This window comes from Rhodanobacter thiooxydans LCS2, assembly GCF_000264375.1.
Taxonomy (GTDB): Bacteria; Pseudomonadota; Gammaproteobacteria; order Xanthomonadales; family Rhodanobacteraceae; genus Rhodanobacter; species Rhodanobacter thiooxydans.
The window spans coordinates 87,674-103,914 of record NZ_AJXW01000022.1; the positions used below are offsets into that span (position 1 = coordinate 87,674).

The 16,241-nt window shown below is 66.5% G+C and carries 17 protein-coding genes; 11 read left to right on the forward strand and 6 right to left on the reverse strand.

Going from position 1 to position 16,241, the window contains the following annotated elements; all coding sequences use genetic code 11:
- The first annotated feature begins 30 nt into the window (after positions 1-30).
- Genes trbB through UUA_RS18785 form a run of 11 tightly spaced genes read left to right on the forward strand, consistent with a single transcriptional unit; the run spans position 31 to position 9,615 of the window.
- Positions 31-981: a P-type conjugative transfer ATPase TrbB gene (gene trbB, locus UUA_RS05595; protein ID WP_425476880.1), complete on the forward strand. Its 951-nt coding sequence runs from the start codon at positions 31-33 to the stop codon at positions 979-981.
- Complete coding sequence (locus UUA_RS05600; RefSeq protein ID WP_008434984.1) at positions 978-1,319, forward strand: TrbC/VirB2 family type IV secretion system protein; 342 nt, start codon at positions 978-980, stop codon at positions 1,317-1,319. The genes trbB and UUA_RS05600 overlap by 4 nt, the downstream gene beginning before the upstream one ends.
- Entirely contained in the window at positions 1,316-1,585 is a 270-nt protein-coding gene (locus tag UUA_RS05605; RefSeq protein WP_008434986.1) for a VirB3 family type IV secretion system protein, read from the forward strand. Before UUA_RS05600 ends, UUA_RS05605 begins: the two co-directional genes overlap by 4 nt.
- Positions 1,586-1,595: 10 nt before the next feature.
- Positions 1,596-4,022: a conjugal transfer protein TrbE gene (gene trbE / locus UUA_RS05610; protein ID WP_008434987.1), complete on the forward strand. Its 2,427-nt coding sequence runs from the start codon at positions 1,596-1,598 to the stop codon at positions 4,020-4,022.
- Positions 4,019-4,747 (forward strand): P-type conjugative transfer protein TrbJ, encoded by a 729-nt coding sequence (trbJ, locus tag UUA_RS05615; protein WP_008434988.1) that lies wholly within the window; start codon positions 4,019-4,021, stop codon positions 4,745-4,747. The genes trbE and trbJ overlap by 4 nt, the downstream gene beginning before the upstream one ends.
- 4 nt (positions 4,748-4,751) lie before the next feature.
- The gene (locus tag UUA_RS05620) at positions 4,752-5,045 is read left to right on the forward strand and encodes a hypothetical protein (protein WP_008434989.1); all 294 of its coding nucleotides are present in this window, start codon (positions 4,752-4,754) and stop codon (positions 5,043-5,045) included.
- Positions 5,042-6,358 carry a P-type conjugative transfer protein TrbL gene (trbL, locus tag UUA_RS05625; protein WP_008434991.1) on the forward strand — a complete coding sequence of 439 codons (1,317 nt, stop codon included), beginning with the start codon at positions 5,042-5,044 and terminating at the stop codon, positions 6,356-6,358. Before UUA_RS05620 ends, trbL begins: the two co-directional genes overlap by 4 nt.
- A gap of 12 nt (positions 6,359-6,370) precedes the next feature.
- Positions 6,371-7,078: a conjugal transfer protein TrbF gene (gene trbF, locus UUA_RS05630; RefSeq protein WP_008434992.1), complete on the forward strand. Its 708-nt coding sequence runs from the start codon at positions 6,371-6,373 to the stop codon at positions 7,076-7,078.
- A complete protein-coding gene (trbG, locus tag UUA_RS05635) occupies positions 7,075-8,091 on the forward strand; it encodes a P-type conjugative transfer protein TrbG (RefSeq protein WP_008434993.1) in 1,017 nt (338 codons plus the stop codon). The genes trbF and trbG overlap by 4 nt, the downstream gene beginning before the upstream one ends.
- Positions 8,078-9,361, forward strand: coding sequence for a TraB/TrbI/VirB10 family type IV secretion system protein (locus UUA_RS05640; protein WP_008434995.1), 1,284 nt, complete (start codon positions 8,078-8,080; stop codon positions 9,359-9,361). Before trbG ends, UUA_RS05640 begins: the two co-directional genes overlap by 14 nt.
- Positions 9,358-9,615: a DUF2274 domain-containing protein gene (locus tag UUA_RS18785; RefSeq protein ID WP_081491507.1), complete on the forward strand. Its 258-nt coding sequence runs from the start codon at positions 9,358-9,360 to the stop codon at positions 9,613-9,615. Before UUA_RS05640 ends, UUA_RS18785 begins: the two co-directional genes overlap by 4 nt.
- A gap of 600 nt (positions 9,616-10,215) precedes the next feature.
- Here the strand turns inward: UUA_RS18785 and UUA_RS05645 are convergent.
- The 6 genes from UUA_RS05645 to UUA_RS05670 form a co-directional block, all read right to left on the reverse strand.
- Complete coding sequence (locus tag UUA_RS05645) at positions 10,216-10,797, reverse strand: cysteine dioxygenase family protein (RefSeq protein WP_008434998.1); 582 nt, start codon at positions 10,795-10,797, stop codon at positions 10,216-10,218.
- Between the two features lie 49 nt (positions 10,798-10,846).
- Positions 10,847-11,971 (reverse strand): homoserine O-acetyltransferase MetX, encoded by a 1,125-nt coding sequence (gene metX / locus UUA_RS05650; protein ID WP_039953621.1) that lies wholly within the window; start codon positions 11,969-11,971, stop codon positions 10,847-10,849.
- A gap of 2 nt (positions 11,972-11,973) precedes the next feature.
- Positions 11,974-13,026 (reverse strand): tetratricopeptide repeat protein, encoded by a 1,053-nt coding sequence (locus UUA_RS05655; RefSeq protein ID WP_008435001.1) that lies wholly within the window; start codon positions 13,024-13,026, stop codon positions 11,974-11,976.
- Positions 13,023-13,445: a cytochrome c-type biogenesis protein gene (locus UUA_RS05660; protein WP_008435003.1), complete on the reverse strand. Its 423-nt coding sequence runs from the start codon at positions 13,443-13,445 to the stop codon at positions 13,023-13,025. The genes UUA_RS05655 and UUA_RS05660 overlap by 4 nt, the downstream gene beginning before the upstream one ends.
- A gap of 125 nt (positions 13,446-13,570) precedes the next feature.
- The gene (locus UUA_RS05665; protein WP_008435005.1) at positions 13,571-14,113 is read right to left on the reverse strand and encodes a DsbE family thiol:disulfide interchange protein; all 543 of its coding nucleotides are present in this window, start codon (positions 14,111-14,113) and stop codon (positions 13,571-13,573) included.
- Positions 14,110-16,095 carry a heme lyase CcmF/NrfE family subunit gene (locus tag UUA_RS05670; RefSeq protein ID WP_008435006.1) on the reverse strand — a complete coding sequence of 662 codons (1,986 nt, stop codon included), beginning with the start codon at positions 16,093-16,095 and terminating at the stop codon, positions 14,110-14,112. Before UUA_RS05670 ends, UUA_RS05665 begins: the two co-directional genes overlap by 4 nt.
- Positions 16,096-16,241: the final 146 nt, after the last annotated feature.

The following is a 16,241-nucleotide window of genomic DNA, read 5'->3' on the forward strand; positions in this document are numbered from 1 at the left end:
GCCGCCCGGTCGCTGGACCGGCGTGTGCGCATGTTGCGCACGGCGATGGGGCCGCTGATCGCTGCCGCGTTGGACGACCCGGACGTGGTGGAGATCCTGCTCAATCCGGACGGTTCGTTGTGGATCGACCGCCTGTCCAGTGGGCGCACACCGACAGACGTACGGCTTTCCGCGGCCGATGGCGAACGCATCATTCGCTTGGTCGCTGCCCATGTGCGTGCCGAAGTCCATGCCGGCAAGCCGCTGCTGTCGGCGGAGCTACCCGAAACCGGCGAACGCTTCGAGGGCATTCTGCCGCCAGCGGCACCCGGGCCGGCCTTCGCGCTGCGCAAGCGTGCGGTCGGCGTCATCCCGCTCGAACGCTACGTGAGCGACGGGATGATGACGGCCGCCCAAGCGGGCTTCCTGCTGGGCGCCGTGCATGAACGCCAGAACATCCTGATCGCCGGCGGCACCAGCACCGGCAAGACCACACTCGCCAACGCGCTGCTGGCCGAAATCGCCGCTACCGGCGACCGTGTGCTGGTCCTCGAAGACACGGTGGAACTGCAATGCGCAGCGCGCGACCACGTACCGCTGCGCACGTTGCCGGGCATCGTGTCGATGACCGAACTTGTGCGTGCCACGATGCGGCTGCGTCCCGACCGCGTGATTGTCGGCGAGGTGCGCGGCGGCGAAGCCCTCGATCTGGTCAAGGTCTGGGGCACCGGCCATCCGGGCGGCATCGCCACGGTCCACGCAGGCTCCGTGCACGGCGCGCTGCTGCGTCTGGAGCAACTGATCCTCGAAGTCGCCGTGACTCCGCCGCGCGCGCTGATCGCCGAGGCGGTCAACGTCGTCGTCTTCATCGCCGGGCGCGGCCGCGCGCGCCGCGTTCAGGACATCGCCTGCGTCGTCGGTTTCGACGAGCGCGGCTATCGGCTCGATGCCGTGCCCGGCGTGTCGTCTTCCGCGTCCGCCACACCAGGAGGCCCGTCATGACACGAACACGTTTTTACGACGATCCGCTTTTCCGTAACGCGTGGCCTTGGCTGCTGCTCCTGCTGATGTGCCTGGCGGCGACGGCCGCCCACGCGGCCGGCTCCAACATGCCGTGGGAAGCGCCGCTGCAATCCATTCTCGATTCGATCCAGGGACCGGTCGCCAAGATCATCGCCGTCATCGTCATCATCGTGACGGGCCTCACGCTCGCGTTTGGCGACAGCAGCGGCGGCTTCCGGCGTCTGATCCAGATCGTGTTCGGTCTGTCGATCGCATTCGCCGCGTCGAGCTTCTTCCTGTCGTTCTTCAGCTTCTCTGGCGGCGCGGTGGTGGCATGAACGAATCCACGTTCCACGCCGGATTCGAGGTGCCGCTGCATCGCTCGCTCACCGAGCCGATCCTGATGGGTGGCGCACCGCGCACCGTGGCGATCGCCAACGGCACGCTGGCCGCTGCCGTGGGACTGGGCCTGCAATTGTGGATTCCCGGCATCGCGCTGTGGCTGATCGGCCATTCGCTCGCCGTGTGGGGAGCACGCGTCGATCCGCAGTTCATGTCGGTGTTTGCACGGCATCTCAAGCACAAGCCGCTACTGGACGTGTGAGGTCGATGCCATGTTGCACCTTGCCGAATACCGCCAGCGTCCCGCGTTGCTTGCCGACTGGCTACCGTGGGCGGGCCTGGTCGCGCCCGGTGTGGTGCTCAACAAGGATGGCAGTTTCCAACGCACGGCACGTTTCCGCGGACCCGACCTGGACAGCGCGACGCCGGGCGAGCTGATCGCCACGACCGCGCGCCTGAACAACGCACTGCGCCGGCTGGGTTCGGGCTGGGCGCTGTTTATCGAGGCCGCACGCCGGCCGGCCGCGGACTACCCGCACTCGGATTTTCCCGAGCCACTGTCCTGGCTGGTGGATGAGGAGCGCCGCGCCGCGTTCGAGGAAACCGGCAGCCATTTCGAGAGTGCCTATCACCTGACACTGCTGTATTTGCCGTTTGAGGAATCGCGGGTGAAGGCCGGCAAGCTGCTCTACGAGAACACGCCGACCCGCGGCGTGGACTGGCGCGAACGGCTGACCGCTTTCGTCGCGGAAGCCGATCGTGTGTTCGATCTGCTCGATGGCGTGATGCCGGAAATTGCCTGGCTGGACGACAGCGAGACGTTGACCTACCTGCACGGCTGCATTTCCACGCGCCGTTATGCCATCGGCGTGCCCGAGGTGCCGTTCCACCTGGATGCGCTGCTGGCCGACACTGCACTCGTGGGTGGCCTGGCGCCGATGCTGGGGGACCGGCATGTGCGTGTGGTGACGGTGCGAGGCTTCCCGACGACGACCTGGCCAGGGATGCTCGATGACCTCAACCGCCTCGGTTTCGCTTACCGCTGGTCTGCGCGCTTCCTGTGCCTGGACAAGGCCGAGGCCGAGAAAGAGTTGGGCCGGTTGCGCCGGCAGTGGTTCGCCAAGCGCAAGAACGTCGTCGCGCTCTTGCGCGAAACGATCTTCCAGCAGGAATCGCCGCTGGTCGATACCGACGCCAGCAACAAGGCGAGCGACGCCGACGCCGCCCTGCAGGAATTGGGCAGCGACCAGGTGACCTTCGGCTACGTGACGACGACCGTCATCGTGATGGATGTCGACGCGGCGGCGGCTGACGAAAAACTGCGCATGGTGGAGCGCGCCATCCAGGGCCGCGGCTTCGTGACGATTCCCGAAACGCTCAATGCGGTGGAAGCGTGGCTGTCCTCGATTCCGGGCCATGCCTATGCCAACGTGCGTCAGCCGATCATCTCGACGTTGAACCTCGCGCACCTCATGCCGGTGTCGGCCGTGTGGGCGGGACAAGAGAAGAACGCCCACCTCGATGGGCCGCCGCTGATCGTCACGCGCACCGATGGTGCCACGCCGTTCCGGCTGGTCACGCACATCGGTGACGTGGGCCACACGCTGGTCGTCGGCCCGACCGGCATGGGCAAGTCGGTGTTGCTGGCCGTGTTGGCGATGCAGTTTCGGCGCTATCGCGGCGCACGCATCTTCGCGTTCGACATGGGGCGTTCGATGCGCGCCACGGTCCTGGGTCTCGGCGGCGAGCACTACGACCTCGGCACGGATGGCGCCATCGCGTTCCAGCCGCTCGCGCGCATCGACCAGGAGGGCTATCGCGCCTGGGCCAGCGAGTGGATCGAAGGCCGCCTGTCGCACGAAGGCGTGGCCATCGGTCCCGACGAGAAGGCGGCCATCTGGTCGGCACTGGGGAGTCTCGCCGGTGCGCCGCTGGAACAGCGCACCATGACCGGCTTGTTGGTGCTGCTGCAATCGAACGCGCTGCGCCAGGCACTCGCGCCTTACGTGCTGGGCGGCGCCCACGGCAAGCTGCTCGATGCCGATCACGATCGCTTGGGCCGCGCCGACGTACAAGGCTTCGAGATGGAGGAACTGATGCACAGCAAGGCCGCGGTGTTGGCTGTGCTGCATTACCTCTTCGCGCGCTTCGATGAGCGGTTCGACGGCGCGCCGACGCTCCTGATCCTCGACGAGTCCTGGCTGTTCCTGGATGACCCGGTGTTCGCCGCGCGCATCCGCCAGTGGTTGAAGACGCTGCGCAAGAAGAACGTCAGCGTCATCTTTGCCACGCAGTCGCTCGCCGACATCAAGGATTCGAGCATTGCACCCGCGATCATCGAAAGCTGCGCGAGCCGCATCTTCCTGCCGAACCCACAGGCCACCGAGCCGCAGATTCGCACGATCTACGAAGGCTTCGGGCTGAACGCACGGCAGATCGAGATCGTCGCCACCGCCGAGCCCAAGCGCGACTACTACTACCAATCGCGACTGGGCAATCGCCTGTTCGACCTCGACCTCGGACCCATCGCACTGGCCTTCGCCGGCGCCTCGACGCCCCAATACCAGCACGACATCGACCGCGTGATGTTCGACGCCGCTGCGCCGGGGTTCATCGGGGCCTGGTTGCGCCACGCCGGCCTCGACTGGGCCGCCGACCTCATTCCCTCGTTTTCCACGTCATCGGAGATTCGGCCATGAAGAAGATCGGGCTGGCCGCCGCTGCGGCCGTGTTGTTCACATGTTCATCCGCGAGCTTCGCGCAGTGGGCGGTATTCGACGTCGCGAACTACTCGCAGAACCTGCTGACCGCCGCGCGCGAGCTGCAACAGATCGACAACCAGATCCAGCAGTTGCAGAACGAGGCAACGATGCTGCTCAACCAGGGCCGCAATCTCACCAGCCTCAACTACAACTCGCTGTCGCAGCTGCTCGCCACGCTTTCGAGTACCAATCAGTTGATCACGCAGGCGCAGGGATTGACGTTCAACGTCGCGCAGTCGCAGGCGACCTTCGACCGGCTGTATCCGCTGTCCTACGGCGCCGGCACCAGCCATGCCCAGATGGTGCAGGACGCACAAGCGCGTTGGCAGACCTCGGTGCGGGCGTTGCAGACCGCGACGCAGATGCAGTCGCAGGCCGCGCAGAACCTGCTGTCGGACCAGAAGGTCGTGAGCAGGCTGGTGACATACAGTCAAGGGGCGGTCGGCGCCTTGCAGGCCAGTCAGGCAACCAACCAGTTGCTGGCACTGATCGCGCGCCAGGCGATCCAGGCGCAACAGCTCAAGGTATCGCAGGACCGTGCGGCGGCGCTGGATCAGGCCCGCGCGGCGGCCGACGAAGCGCAGGCCGAGCAGGTGCGTTCGCGTTTCATCGGCAACGGCCCGCAATACACACCGCACCCCGTGAACTTCTATGGCAACTGAGGCCATGACGTGCGCACTCGTCCTGTCCGTCGTCGTGGTGCTGACCGGCTGCGGCCGGCACGCACCCGCGTTGACGGTGGACGCGCTGGCCCACGATCCGCAGCGATTGAGGCCATTGCATCACCAATGCGCAGTGGCTCGCACGCAGGTCGGTGAAGCGACCTGCCGGATCGTGGATGTGGCGTATGCGCGGCGCTTCTTCCTCAGCCTTGGCGGCCCTGATGAATACCAGACGTTGATCTCGCTGCCGCCGATCCCGGCAAGCTTCGATGAAACCGACGACGGAGCGAAGCCATGAACGATCTCTCCGTCATCGACCAGTTCCTGGCGGTCTTCTCGCAGTACATCGATTCCGGTTTCGGGCTGCTGCATGGCGAAGTCGCGTATCTCTCCGCGACGCTGATCGTCATCGACGTGACGCTGGCGGGTCTGTTCTGGGCAATGGGCGGCGAGGAAGTGCTGGCCAAGCTTATCCGCAAGACGCTCTATGTCGGCGCCTTCGCCTACATCATCGGCAATTTCAACACGCTAGCCGGCATCGTGTTCCGTTCGTTTGCGGGTCTCGGGTTGCTCGCCGCCGGTTCGACCGTCAGCATCGGCGACTTCCTGCAACCTGGACGTCTCGCCCAGATCGGCGTCCAAGCCGGCCAGCCGATCCTGCAACAGCTTGGCACGATGTCCCACGGGTTCACGGCCGTCTTCAGCAACCTCGACATGATCGTGGTGCTGCTGCTCGCGTGGGTCGTGGTCGTCATCAGCTTCTTCATCCTGGCCGTGCAGCTTTTCGTGACGCTGATCGAGTTCAAGCTGACCACGCTCGCCGGTTTCGTGCTGGTGCCATTCGCGCTGTGGAACAAGACGGCGTTTCTTGCCGAGAAGGTGCTCGGCAACGTGGTGTCCTCGGGCATCAAGGTGCTGGTGTTGGCGGTGATCGTTGGCATCGGCTCGACGATCTTTGGGCAGTTCCAGACGCCGGCCGGTGCCGATCCGTCATTGAACCATGCGCTCGCGGTCATGCTGGCCTCGCTCACGATGCTGGGCCTGGGCATCTTCGGACCGGGGATTGCCACTGGGCTGGTGTCCGGCGCACCGCAGCTCGGTGCCGGGGCGGCGGCCGGTACGGCGCTCGGGGCGGCGGGTCTCGCCGTTGCTGGCGGTGCTGCGGTCGCGACGGGCGGTGCCGCGGTTGCGGCCGGAACACGCCTGGCGGCACGCGGCGCGGTAGGCACCGCGCGCGCAGCCAGTGGTGCGGCGTCAGCTTATCGCGCCGGCGCGGCCGCCTCGGGCGCGACCGGCGCACGGGCCGTCGGCGCGGGCATGGCCAACGTGGCGCGTAGCGGCGCGCAAGCGGCGGGTGAGCGAGTCGCTGCCGGTGCCCGTGCCGTGCGGAATCGTGTGGCCTCGGCAGCTGGCGTTGGATCGACCTCGAATACCTCGTCGGGCGCGGCGGCGCCTGCCGAATCCGCTGACAAGGCGCCCGATTGGGCGCAGCGCCTGCAACGCCGCCAGCGCGTGGCACACGGCGCCTCGACGGCCGCGCATGTCGTGCGCTCGGCCGATCACGGTGGCGGCGGTGCCGCGCCGGAACTGCGCGATTCCTCGAACGAATAAGAGAGGCGAACGATGCGCTTCAGACGACCCGGCGTGCGTTACAGCGAGTCACCTGTGCCCGCCACACCGTATCAAGCCGCTGCCCAGGTGTGGGACGAACGCCTGGGCAGCGCCCGCGTGCAGGCAAAAAATTGGCGGTTGATGGCCTTCGGCTGTCTCGGGCTCGCGTTGCTGATGGCCGCTGGCCTCGTATGGCAGTCCGGCCGGTCGCGCGTCACGCCCTACGTGGTCGAAGTCGATCACGCCGGGCAGGTGCGTGCCGTCGGCGCCGCAGTCACGCCTTACAAGCCGACTGATGCACAGATCGCCTACCACCTGGCGCGCTTCATCGCCGACGTGCGCGCGCTGTCGATCGACCCGGTGGTAGTGCGGCAGGACTGGCTCGAAGCCTACGGCTACACCACGGACCGGGGCGCGGCCACCTTGAATGATTACGCCCGTGCCCATGATCCGTTCGCGCATGTCGGCCAAGACTCCATCTCGGTAGACGTGACCAGCGTGGTGCGTGTGAGCGACACCTCGTTCCAGGTGCGCTGGACTGAGCAGCACTACAACGAGGGCACACCCACCGGCATCGAGCACTGGACCGCGATGCTCACCCTCGTTATGCAGACGCCGCGCACCGAACAGCAGGTGCGCCGTAACCCCCTCGGTATCTACATCAACGGGCTGTCCTGGAACCGCGACCTGGATGCGCCGGAAGGAGCGAAGAAGCCATGAAACACGCCATCACCACTTTTGCTTTTCTCGGTCTGCTCGGCGCGCTCTCCGGTTGCGCCACCCAGGGCAAGCCACCGCCGGCCATCTCGCTGGATGAGTCGGTCAAAGCGCAGCCGCTGCCCGAACCGCCCAAGCCGGTCGCGGTGGTGGGGGTGCCCAAGCCATTGCCGTTGCCGGACCAGATGAAGCCACTACCGGGCGGCGTCGATACGAAGCCGGCTCCGGAACCTGCCGATGCGAAGACGCGCGTTGAGCAGGCCAATGCTGAGGCGAGCGTGGTGCCCACGCGCGAGGGCTACATCAACGCGATTCAGGTCTGGCCGTTCTCCGATGGCGCGCTGTATCAAGTCTATGCGAGCCCCGGCCGGGTGACGGTCATCAGCTTGCAGCCGGGCGAGGAACTGGTGACGGTCGCGGCCGGCGACACCGTGCAGTGGATCGTAGGCGATACGGCCAGTGGCAGCGGGGCGGATCGGCGAGTGGCTGTCATGGTCAAACCGGTACGCGTGGGAATCACGACGAACCTCGTCATCACGACGAGTCGACGCACTTATCTGCTGGAACTCACATCCACCGCGAAGGCGTGGATGGCATCCGTGTCGTGGCAGTACCCGAAAGACCAGATGTTGGCGTTGCGGGCCCAGGCGCAGGCGGCCGATACGCAAGCGCCCGTTGCTTTGGGCCTGTCGCTTGACCAGTTGCACTTCCGCTACGCGATCACGGGTGACAGTCCACCGTGGAAGCCGGTACGTGCCTTCGATGATGGGCAGCACGTGTATATCCAGTTTCCCGCCGGCATCGCGCAGGGCGAATTGCCGCCGCTATTCGTGGTGGGCCCGGACGGCAAGGGTGAGCTGGTGAACTACCGTTTCCACGCGCCTTACGACATCGTGGATCGACTGTTCGGCGCGGCCGAGCTACGGCTCGGTGGCAAGGATGGGAGTAGGGCAGCCGTCGTGCGCATTGAGCGCACCGACGGCATCGCCGCGGGAGCGGGTCATGGGCACGACTGAGCACGAAGTCCAGCCCGCGCCGAAGGTCGCTCCCGAGGGCGTTGCGTTGCGCGCCGAGCCGCGTCCAGTGACGCGGCTCAATCGCCGCACGCTGGCCATTTCGGCGACGTTGCTCGCAGTCGTCGTTGCAGGTGCATCCATGTGGGCGCTGCAATCGAAAGGCCGGCGCGGTTCGGGCGACCAGACGGAGCTATACAACGTCGATCGGATCGCCAAGGCCGACGACCTGGACCAGTTGCCGGCTGACTACTCGAAGCTGCCAGCGAAGCCGGCACCGGCGGCCAGTGTGCCGCAGCTCGGACCGCCGCTGCCCGGCGACTGGGGTGCAGCATCTGTCGCGCCACTGCCTGCTGGCAACGCCAATCCGGGGTCATCGGCCGAGAACATCGACCGGCAGCGCCAGGCCGAGGAAGTCGCCCGCTCGTCGGTGTTCTTCCGCACCAGCAACGCCACAGGAAAAATGGACGCGGGAGCGGCGACAGCGCAGTTGCCGACCATGCCGAACACTTCGGCCGGACCGTTCAATCCGATGGGTGCCGGGCCGGCGTCCACGGCGGCGCAACCCAACGACCCGACGGCGCTCCAGAACCGGCAGGACCAGAAGGAAGCGTTCCTGTCCAAAGGCGGCGATGCCGCTACCAGCAACACCGGCACCCTGCAGGCGCCGACCTCACCGTACACGGTGATGGCGGGCACCATCATTCCGGCGGCGCTGGTGACGGGTATCAATTCCGACCTGCCGGGGCAGATCATCGCCGAGGTCACGCAGCCGGTGTACGACACGGCGACCGGCCGCTACCTGTTGATCCCGCAGGGCTCGCGTCTGATCGGCCGCTATGACAGCCAGGTGGCGTTCGGGCAGCGGCGCGTGCTGCTGGTCTGGCTGCGACTGGTACTACCGGATACCTCGTCGATCGCGCTGGACAAACTGCCCGGCATCGACCCGGCCGGCTACGCCGGTCTGGAAGATGGCGTGGACTGGCACTGGGGCCGCATCCTGGCGGGTGCGGCGTTGTCCACGTTGTTGGGTGTTAGCTCCGAACTGACGGTCTCGAACGAAGGCAACGTCAACGGCAACACAGTCGTCGCCTTGCGCGACAGTGCGCAGGGCACAGCCAACCAGGTCGGTCAGGAAATCACGCGCCGTAACCTGAGCATCCAGCCGACGCTGACGGTACGACCGGGTTTCCCGGTGGACGTGATGGTGAACAAGGATCTGGTGTTGCGGCCGTACCAGCCGCTCTTTATCCAGCGAGGGCCGATGCCATGAGTGCGTTCCCGAAAAAGTTGAGACTTGGGCCGTTGCCCGATACGCAGACGATCAAGCTGACTTTTACATGCTCGGCGAGCCTCAAGGCCGACCTCGATTGTTACGCTGCGCTGCATGCGCAGACCTACGGCGAGGCGGTCGATGCAGCGACGTTGATCCCGCATATGCTTGAAGCTTTTATGGCGGGAGATCGAGGCTTTCGGCGATCGAATGGCAGCAGCGCACGGCGCAATGAAAAAGCCGCCCCTGCGTGAGCAGGGACGGCTTTTGAATTGGTGCCCGAGGTCGGACTCGAACCGACAAGCCTTGCGGCGGAGGATTTTCTTCCCACTTCGGCTTTCGCCGCCGTCCTGCACAAGGCAGGGCGTTCGTGGTCTGGAGCACGCCTTCACCATAGCACTGCGTGTTACCGCTTTGCCGTAGGTGCCCGCCGTCTGCTCTCTACACCTTCCCACACCTTTCGGTCTGGGCTTGGCTCGGCATTAGCTCGGACTTGCGTCCAGGGCCTTCACCGAGTTTGACGGGCTTCACCTCAAGGATTTCTCCAAGAGGGCTCAAATTTGGTCTGAGTCCTCTGCGTCTACCAATTCCACCACTCGGGCGTGACGCAACTTTACAACACTACCTTCTACTACCAGCTTGGAACCAGTCTGCACCGTCCTGGCTCCTGTTTGGCTCCTGATACGAAAAGTATGCTTCTCGGTCAAAAGCCGGTACTTCGCTCAATCTCTTGCCTGATGCGGATTGACGGACGATGAACCCAAACTGACCATAGGTACAAGTACCTATTTTTGAGTCCGCCGCGTCTACCATTCCGCCACACCGGCATGTGCGAGCGGGGAATTATGCCGGGTTCAGTGCACGCGGTCGAGACCCAGCTGGCGCACGTTGCGGCCGTACCAGCGGTCTTCCGGCAGCGGCTGGAAGACCGAGCAGCGGGTCATCGGGCCGGAGTAGACGTGCAGGCTGACGGTGACCGCGCTGTCGCTGGGGTTGCGGATGCTGTGGTACTCGTGCGGCGGGATCAGGCTGCCGGCCGAGCCGGCGCCGGCCTGGATCGAGCCGACCGACTGGAAGCAGTAGCGTTGCGCATCGTGCTCGATCAACTCGTACTGCACGATCTCCAGCGCGCCGTTCCACACGCCCTCGACGCACCACATGCCGTCGTGGTCGTGGATCGGCGTGCCCTGGCCGGGGCCCCAGGTCATCGCCACCACGCAGTAGCCATGTTCCTCGCTGCGGTACAGCTCGCGGCGGGCGTAGTGGTCGGCATTGGCCTCGAATACGCAGGCGGGCAGGGTGACGGTCTTGTCGCAGATCAGCCGGCACAGGCTGTGGCGCAGGCTGTCGGTGAGCTCGTGGGTGGTCGGCTTGGCCACGGCGGCGTCGATCGCGTCGATCAGGGTGCGGCTGCCGGGGAAATCCAGGGTAAGCATGGCGGTCTCGGTCTGATGCGTGATGGCATGGATCTTACCAGCGCAGCGGTCAGTGAGTCGTCAGCCGGTTCAGGAAGCCGCCGATGGCGCGGCTGTAATTGTCGATGTCGACCAGGAACGCGTCGTGGCCCTGCGGCGAATCCAGCGCCACGAACTCCACCTTCGCGCCGGCGGCTTCCAGGCCTTCGACAATCTGTTCCTGCTGCTGCAGCGGGAACAGGATGTCGGTGCTGACGCCGATCACCATGGCCTGCTCGACGCAGATGCGCTTGAGCCCTTCCAGCACGCTGCCGTGGCCGTATTCGGCGATGTCGAACCAGTCGCTGGCGCGCGACAGGTAGAGATAGCTGTTCGGGTCGAAGTGGCGCACGAAGCGCCTGGCGTGGCCTTCCAGATAGGACTCGACCTGGAACTCGCGGCCGAACGGTTCGTCCTCGCGCTGCTCGGGGTCGAGCCGGATGCGCGCGAAGCGGCCGTTCCATTCCATTGCGGAGCGATAGGTGATCACGCCGAGCTTGCGCGCGATGCTCATGCCCAGGTCGGGGTAGCGGCCGCCTTCCTCCGCATGGATGTCGTAGTTGCCATCGTTGAACTGCGGGTCGAGCCGGATCGCCTCGCGCTGCAGCGAGCGGATCGCGATGGCGAACGGCTGCGCCTGCGGCGCGGTGTCCACGCTGATGTGCGCGCGCGCGCTGCCGGGGTGCAGCAGCATGTAGGCCAGCGCGCTCATGCCGCCCATCGAGCAGCCGATCAGGCAGGCCAGCTGGGTGATGCCGAGGCTGTCGGCGACACCATGCGCGGCGTTGGCGACGTCTTCCAGCGCCAGTTCGGGAAAGCTCAGTTGGTACGGCTCGCCGGTGGCCGGGTCGATCGAGGCGGGGCAGGTCGAGCCCTTGTCGCTGCCCAGCGAGTTCACGCAGATCACGAACCAGCGCGTGGTGTCGATCGCCTTGCCGGGGCCGGCCATGCCCTGCCACCAGCCGGGCGACGGGTCTTCCTCGGAGGAGGTCATGTGCGCGCTGGGCGACAGGCCGGTGAGCACCAGCACGGCGTTGTCGCGCGCCGCGTTCAGCGTGCCCCAGGTTTCGTAGGCGACGTGCGCGCCGTGCAAGGCGCCGCCGCGCTTCATGGCGAACGGCGAGGGCAGGGGGAAATAGCGGCGTGCGTCGCCCACGGTCAATGCACCTTGTCGATGCTGATCTTGATCGGTGTCTTGCTGTCCACCGCGACCACGCCGGCGTCGCCTTCCAGGTCGCCGGGCTGGGCGACCGGCTGGCCGCTGTGGCTGATCCGTGCGCCGACGAAGACGCGTTCGACCGAGGACAGCCGGAACGCCGGCGTCATCGCCATCGCGTCGTTCAGCGTGACGGTGGCGGGCAGCTGGACGGGGTCGAGTCTGGCCACGGCCAGCGGCATCGGTGGACCGTTCTCGGCACGGGCGTAGACGAACAACGCGTCGCCGGACGCGAGCTTGTCCTTCAGCGCTGGTGCCAGCGCTACCTGTACCTGCAGCGAGGCGCCCTGCGCGGTGGCCGCCACGGCGCTGCTCGATGCACCGGCCGGTGCGCCGCCGGCGCGGGCGTCGGCCACGGCGATCTGCTCGGCGACCGCTTTGGCCACGTTCGAGCCCGGTTCCAGCTGCGGCTGCAGCAGGCGCCAGGTGGCGGCGGCCTCGCGGTAGGCGCCACGCTGGAAATCGCTGATACCGAGCAGCCACAGCCCGCGCTGGCTGTCCGGATGCAACTGCACGGCGCGCTTGAGCAGCTCCTGCGCGCGGCCTTCGATCAGGTGGTCGCTGCGCATCATCGAGTCGGCCTCGGCCCAGCCGATCATCGCCTCGGCGTTGTTCGGGGCCAGCCGCAACACCTGGTCGAACGCATCGCGCGCCTCGGCCGGCTGGCGCAGCGCGTTGCTGGTCTGGGCCAGCAGCATCCAGCCCTGCAGATCGTCCGGCTGCTGCTTGAGGTGCGCGTGCAGTTCGGTGAGCGCCTGCTGCATGCTGATCGGCGCAGCGGCCTCGGCGGCCACCCCGTTTAACGCGGCCGGCGTACCTACCAGCAGGTACAGCGCGCCGGTGCCCAACGGCAGCACCAGCGCGATCAGCAGGGTCACCACGAACACGCTGCGCGGGCGGCCGGATTGGCGACCCTGGCGCACCAGCGGCAGCAACAGCACGGCCAGCGCCACCGCGACCATCACGGCGGCGGCAATCAGAAAAGCGGTCTTCACCAGTCGTCCCCGTTGTCGGTCGGTGTTTCAGTGATGGTGGTGCTGCCAGCGCGGCCGCGTCGGCGGATCGCCACCAGCACCACGCCGGCGCCGGCGAGCAGGATCAGCAGTGGGCCGAACCAGAGCAGCCAGGTGCGCGCGGTCAGCGGCGGGTCGTACAGCACGAAGCCGGAATAGCGTGCGACCAGGTACTGCTTGATTTCCTCGTCGCTCTTGCCCTGCTGCATCATCTGGAAGATCTGGTTGCGCAGGTCACGCGCGATCGGTGCGTTGGAATCGGCCAGCGTCTCGTTCTGGCACATCGGGCAGCGCAACTGATGGGTGAGGTGCTGGAAGCGCAGCTCCTGCGCGTGGTCCTTGAACGGCATCGGCTCGATCGCCTGGGCGTGGGCGAAGCCGGCGAACAGCAGCAGAGCCACGAATACCGCCCGCAGGAGCCCGCTGGCGGGCGATGCTTTCGCTTTTGCTAATCCCGAATCCCGATGCCCGAATCCCGGCACAAAAGCATCGCCCGCGAGCGGGCTCCTACCGCTGCGAAGCCGCATCACGGGGCCTCCTTCAGCATCGCCGCGATCGCGGGTTTCAGTTCCTTTGCCATCACGTCAGGGGTCAGCGGGCCGATGTGCTTGTAGCGGATCACGCCCTTCGCGTCGATCAGGAAACTTTCCGGGGCGCCGTACACGCCGAAGTCGATCGCGGTGTGGCCAGGTTCGTCGGCGATCAGCAGGTCGTACGGGTTGCCGTGCTTCGCCAGCCAGCCCTTGGCGTCGTCCGGTGCGTCCTTGTAGTTGTAGCCGACCAGCGCCACGCCCAGAGTCGGGCCTTCGGCGGTCAGCACCGGGTGTTCCACGCCGCACTCGATGCACCAGCTGGCGAACACGTTGAGCAGGTAGGGCTTGCCGAGCAGGTCGGCCTTGCTGACTGTCTGCGCGGGCTCGTACAGCTTGGGCAGATTGAACTCGGGTGCCGGCTTGTTCAGCAGCGGCGTCGGGATCGCGTTCGGGTCGTGCTGGGTGTTCCACCAGATGCCGAAACCGAACAGTCCCACCAGCAGCATGAAGCCGATGAACGGAAACAGGCGGCTCATGCGCGGGTTTCCTGTATCTGCAGGCCGCCGGCAACTTCGACACCGGCTTCGGCCTTGGCGCTGCGCTTGAGGCGGAAGCGCTTGTCGGCGGCGCAGACCAGCCCGCCCAGCATCATCAGCAGACCACCGGCCCAGATCCAGCGGACGAACGGCTTGTAGTACAGCCGCAGCGCCCAGGCGCCCTCGATGTCGTTCGCATCCATCGGCTCGCCCAGCGCCACGTACAGGTCGCGGGTGACGCCGGCCTCCACGGCGGATTCGGTCTGCACCTGGCCGCGCGGGTAGGTGCGTTTCTGCGGGTGCATCACGGCGATCTGTTTTTCGCCGCGGGTCACCGTGACCGCGCCCTGGTCGGCGGTCCAGTTCGGTCCCGCCACGTGGTGCACGCCGTCGAAACGGAAGTCGTAGCTGCCGATGTGCTGGGTTTCGCCCGGCGCCATACGCACGTCGCGGGTCACGCTGAGCGACTCGGACAGCAGCACGCCGATCACGAACACGCCCACGCCCAGGTGCGCCATCAGCATGCCGGCCATTTCGGCGGGGTAGCGCCGGCCGCGCGGCATTTCACGCCAGCGCTTGTACGCATAGAGCAGCACGCCGACCACGACCCACACGCCGGCGGCCACGCCGACGATCGCCTTCAGGTTGCCGTCGACCAGGAAGGCCGCGATGATGGCGCAGGCCAGCGCGGCAATGGCCACGCGCAGTAGCAGGCTCTTGAGTACCGACGCCTCACCCTTGCCCCAGCGCAGGAACGGGCCGAACGGCAGCAGCAGCACCACCGGCAGCATCAACAGCGGAAACAGGAAGCCGAAGTAGGGCGGGCCGACCGAGATGCGGCCCAGATTCAGCGCGTCGCCGATCAACGGGAACAGCGTGCCCAGCAGCACCATCGCCGCAGCCACCGCGAACATCAGGTTGCTGATCAGCAGCGCGGTTTCGCGCGATACCACCTGGAACGGCTTGCCGCCCAGCACCTTCGGCGCCCTGAGCGCATACAGCAGCAGCGAGCCGCCGACCACGATGGTGAGGAAGGCCAGGATGAACACGCCACGACGCGGGTCGGAAGCGAACGCATGCACCGAGGTGAGCACGCCCGAGCGCACCAGGAAGGTGCCGAGCAGGGACAGCGAGAACGCGAAGATCGACAGCAGGATGGTCCAGGCGCGCAGCGAGCCGCGCTTTTCGGTCACCGCCTGCGCGTGGATCAGCGCCACGCCGACCAGCCACGGCATGAAGCTGGCGTTCTCCACCGGGTCCCAGAACCACCAGCCGCCCCAGCCCAGCTCCGCATAGGCCCACCAGCTGCCGGCGACGATGCCGCAGGTGAGGAGGGCCCAGGCTACATTCGTCCACGGTCGCGCCCAGCGCACCCAGGCCTGCTCCAGCTCGCCACCGAGCAGGGCGGCGATGGAGAACGCGAACGCCACCGAGAAGCCGACGTAGCCCATGTACAGCATCGGCGGGTGCATGGTCATGCCCGGGTCCTGCAGCACCGGGTTGAGATCCGCGCCGTCGCCCGGCATCGGCAGCAGCCGGCCGAACGGGTTGGAGGTGAAGATGATGAAGGCGAGGAAGCCCACCGCGATCAGCCCCATCACGGCGATCACGCGCGAGGCGAATACCTCGGGCAGCTTCTGGCTGAACGCGGCCAGCGCCACCGTCCACACGTTGAGGATCAGGATCCACAGCAGCAGCGAACCCTCGTGCGCGCCCCACACCGCGGCGAAGCGGTAATACCACGGCAGCGCCAGGTTCGAGTTGTCGGCCACGTACTGCACCGAGAAGTCAAAGCGCAGGAACGCCCAGGCCAGGATGCCGAACGCCATGGCGACGAACACCGCCTGGCCGGCCGCAGCCGGGCGTGCCACCGCCATCAGCGCGTGGTTGCCGCGCCACGCGCCGAGCAGCGGCAGGATGCTCTGCGCCAGCGCCAGCAGCAGGGCGAGAATCAACGCGAGTTGGCCGAGTTCGGGGGTCATGGTTGTTGGCCGGGAATGGGGAATGGGGTGGAGCAGGGAATCGGGAATAGGGAATGGGGAATGGTCAAAAGCAATAGCAAGGGCAAAGCGGGTGCACCTCGATGCGGAGGGTATCGGTAGGGGATTGTAGTGGTCAAGTATTTTCG

What these genes read in the sequence shown, in the direction of transcription:
- UUA_RS05670 (WP_008435006.1), bottom strand. Translation starts at nt 16,095, where the DNA reads ATGACCCCCGAACTCGGCCAACTCGCGTTGATTCTCGCCCTGCTGCTG.
- UUA_RS18785 (WP_081491507.1), top strand. Translation starts at nt 9,358, where the DNA reads ATGAGTGCGTTCCCGAAAAAGTTGAGACTTGGGCCGTTGCCCGATACG.
- trbL (WP_008434991.1), top strand. Translation starts at nt 5,042, where the DNA reads ATGAACGATCTCTCCGTCATCGACCAGTTCCTGGCGGTCTTCTCGCAG.
- trbJ (WP_008434988.1), top strand. Translation starts at nt 4,019, where the DNA reads ATGAAGAAGATCGGGCTGGCCGCCGCTGCGGCCGTGTTGTTCACATGT.
- UUA_RS05640 (WP_008434995.1), top strand. Translation starts at nt 8,078, where the DNA reads ATGGGCACGACTGAGCACGAAGTCCAGCCCGCGCCGAAGGTCGCTCCC.
- UUA_RS05600 (WP_008434984.1), top strand. Translation starts at nt 978, where the DNA reads ATGACACGAACACGTTTTTACGACGATCCGCTTTTCCGTAACGCGTGG.
- trbE (WP_008434987.1), top strand. Translation starts at nt 1,596, where the DNA reads ATGTTGCACCTTGCCGAATACCGCCAGCGTCCCGCGTTGCTTGCCGAC.
- trbG (WP_008434993.1), top strand. Translation starts at nt 7,075, where the DNA reads ATGAAACACGCCATCACCACTTTTGCTTTTCTCGGTCTGCTCGGCGCG.
- UUA_RS05605 (WP_008434986.1), top strand. Translation starts at nt 1,316, where the DNA reads ATGAACGAATCCACGTTCCACGCCGGATTCGAGGTGCCGCTGCATCGC.
- trbF (WP_008434992.1), top strand. Translation starts at nt 6,371, where the DNA reads ATGCGCTTCAGACGACCCGGCGTGCGTTACAGCGAGTCACCTGTGCCC.
- UUA_RS05645 (WP_008434998.1), bottom strand. Translation starts at nt 10,797, where the DNA reads ATGCTTACCCTGGATTTCCCCGGCAGCCGCACCCTGATCGACGCGATC.
- UUA_RS05620 (WP_008434989.1), top strand. Translation starts at nt 4,752, where the DNA reads ATGACGTGCGCACTCGTCCTGTCCGTCGTCGTGGTGCTGACCGGCTGC.
- UUA_RS05665 (WP_008435005.1), bottom strand. Translation starts at nt 14,113, where the DNA reads ATGAGCCGCCTGTTTCCGTTCATCGGCTTCATGCTGCTGGTGGGACTG.
- trbB (WP_425476880.1), top strand. Translation starts at nt 31, where the DNA reads ATGTTGCGCACGGCGATGGGGCCGCTGATCGCTGCCGCGTTGGACGAC.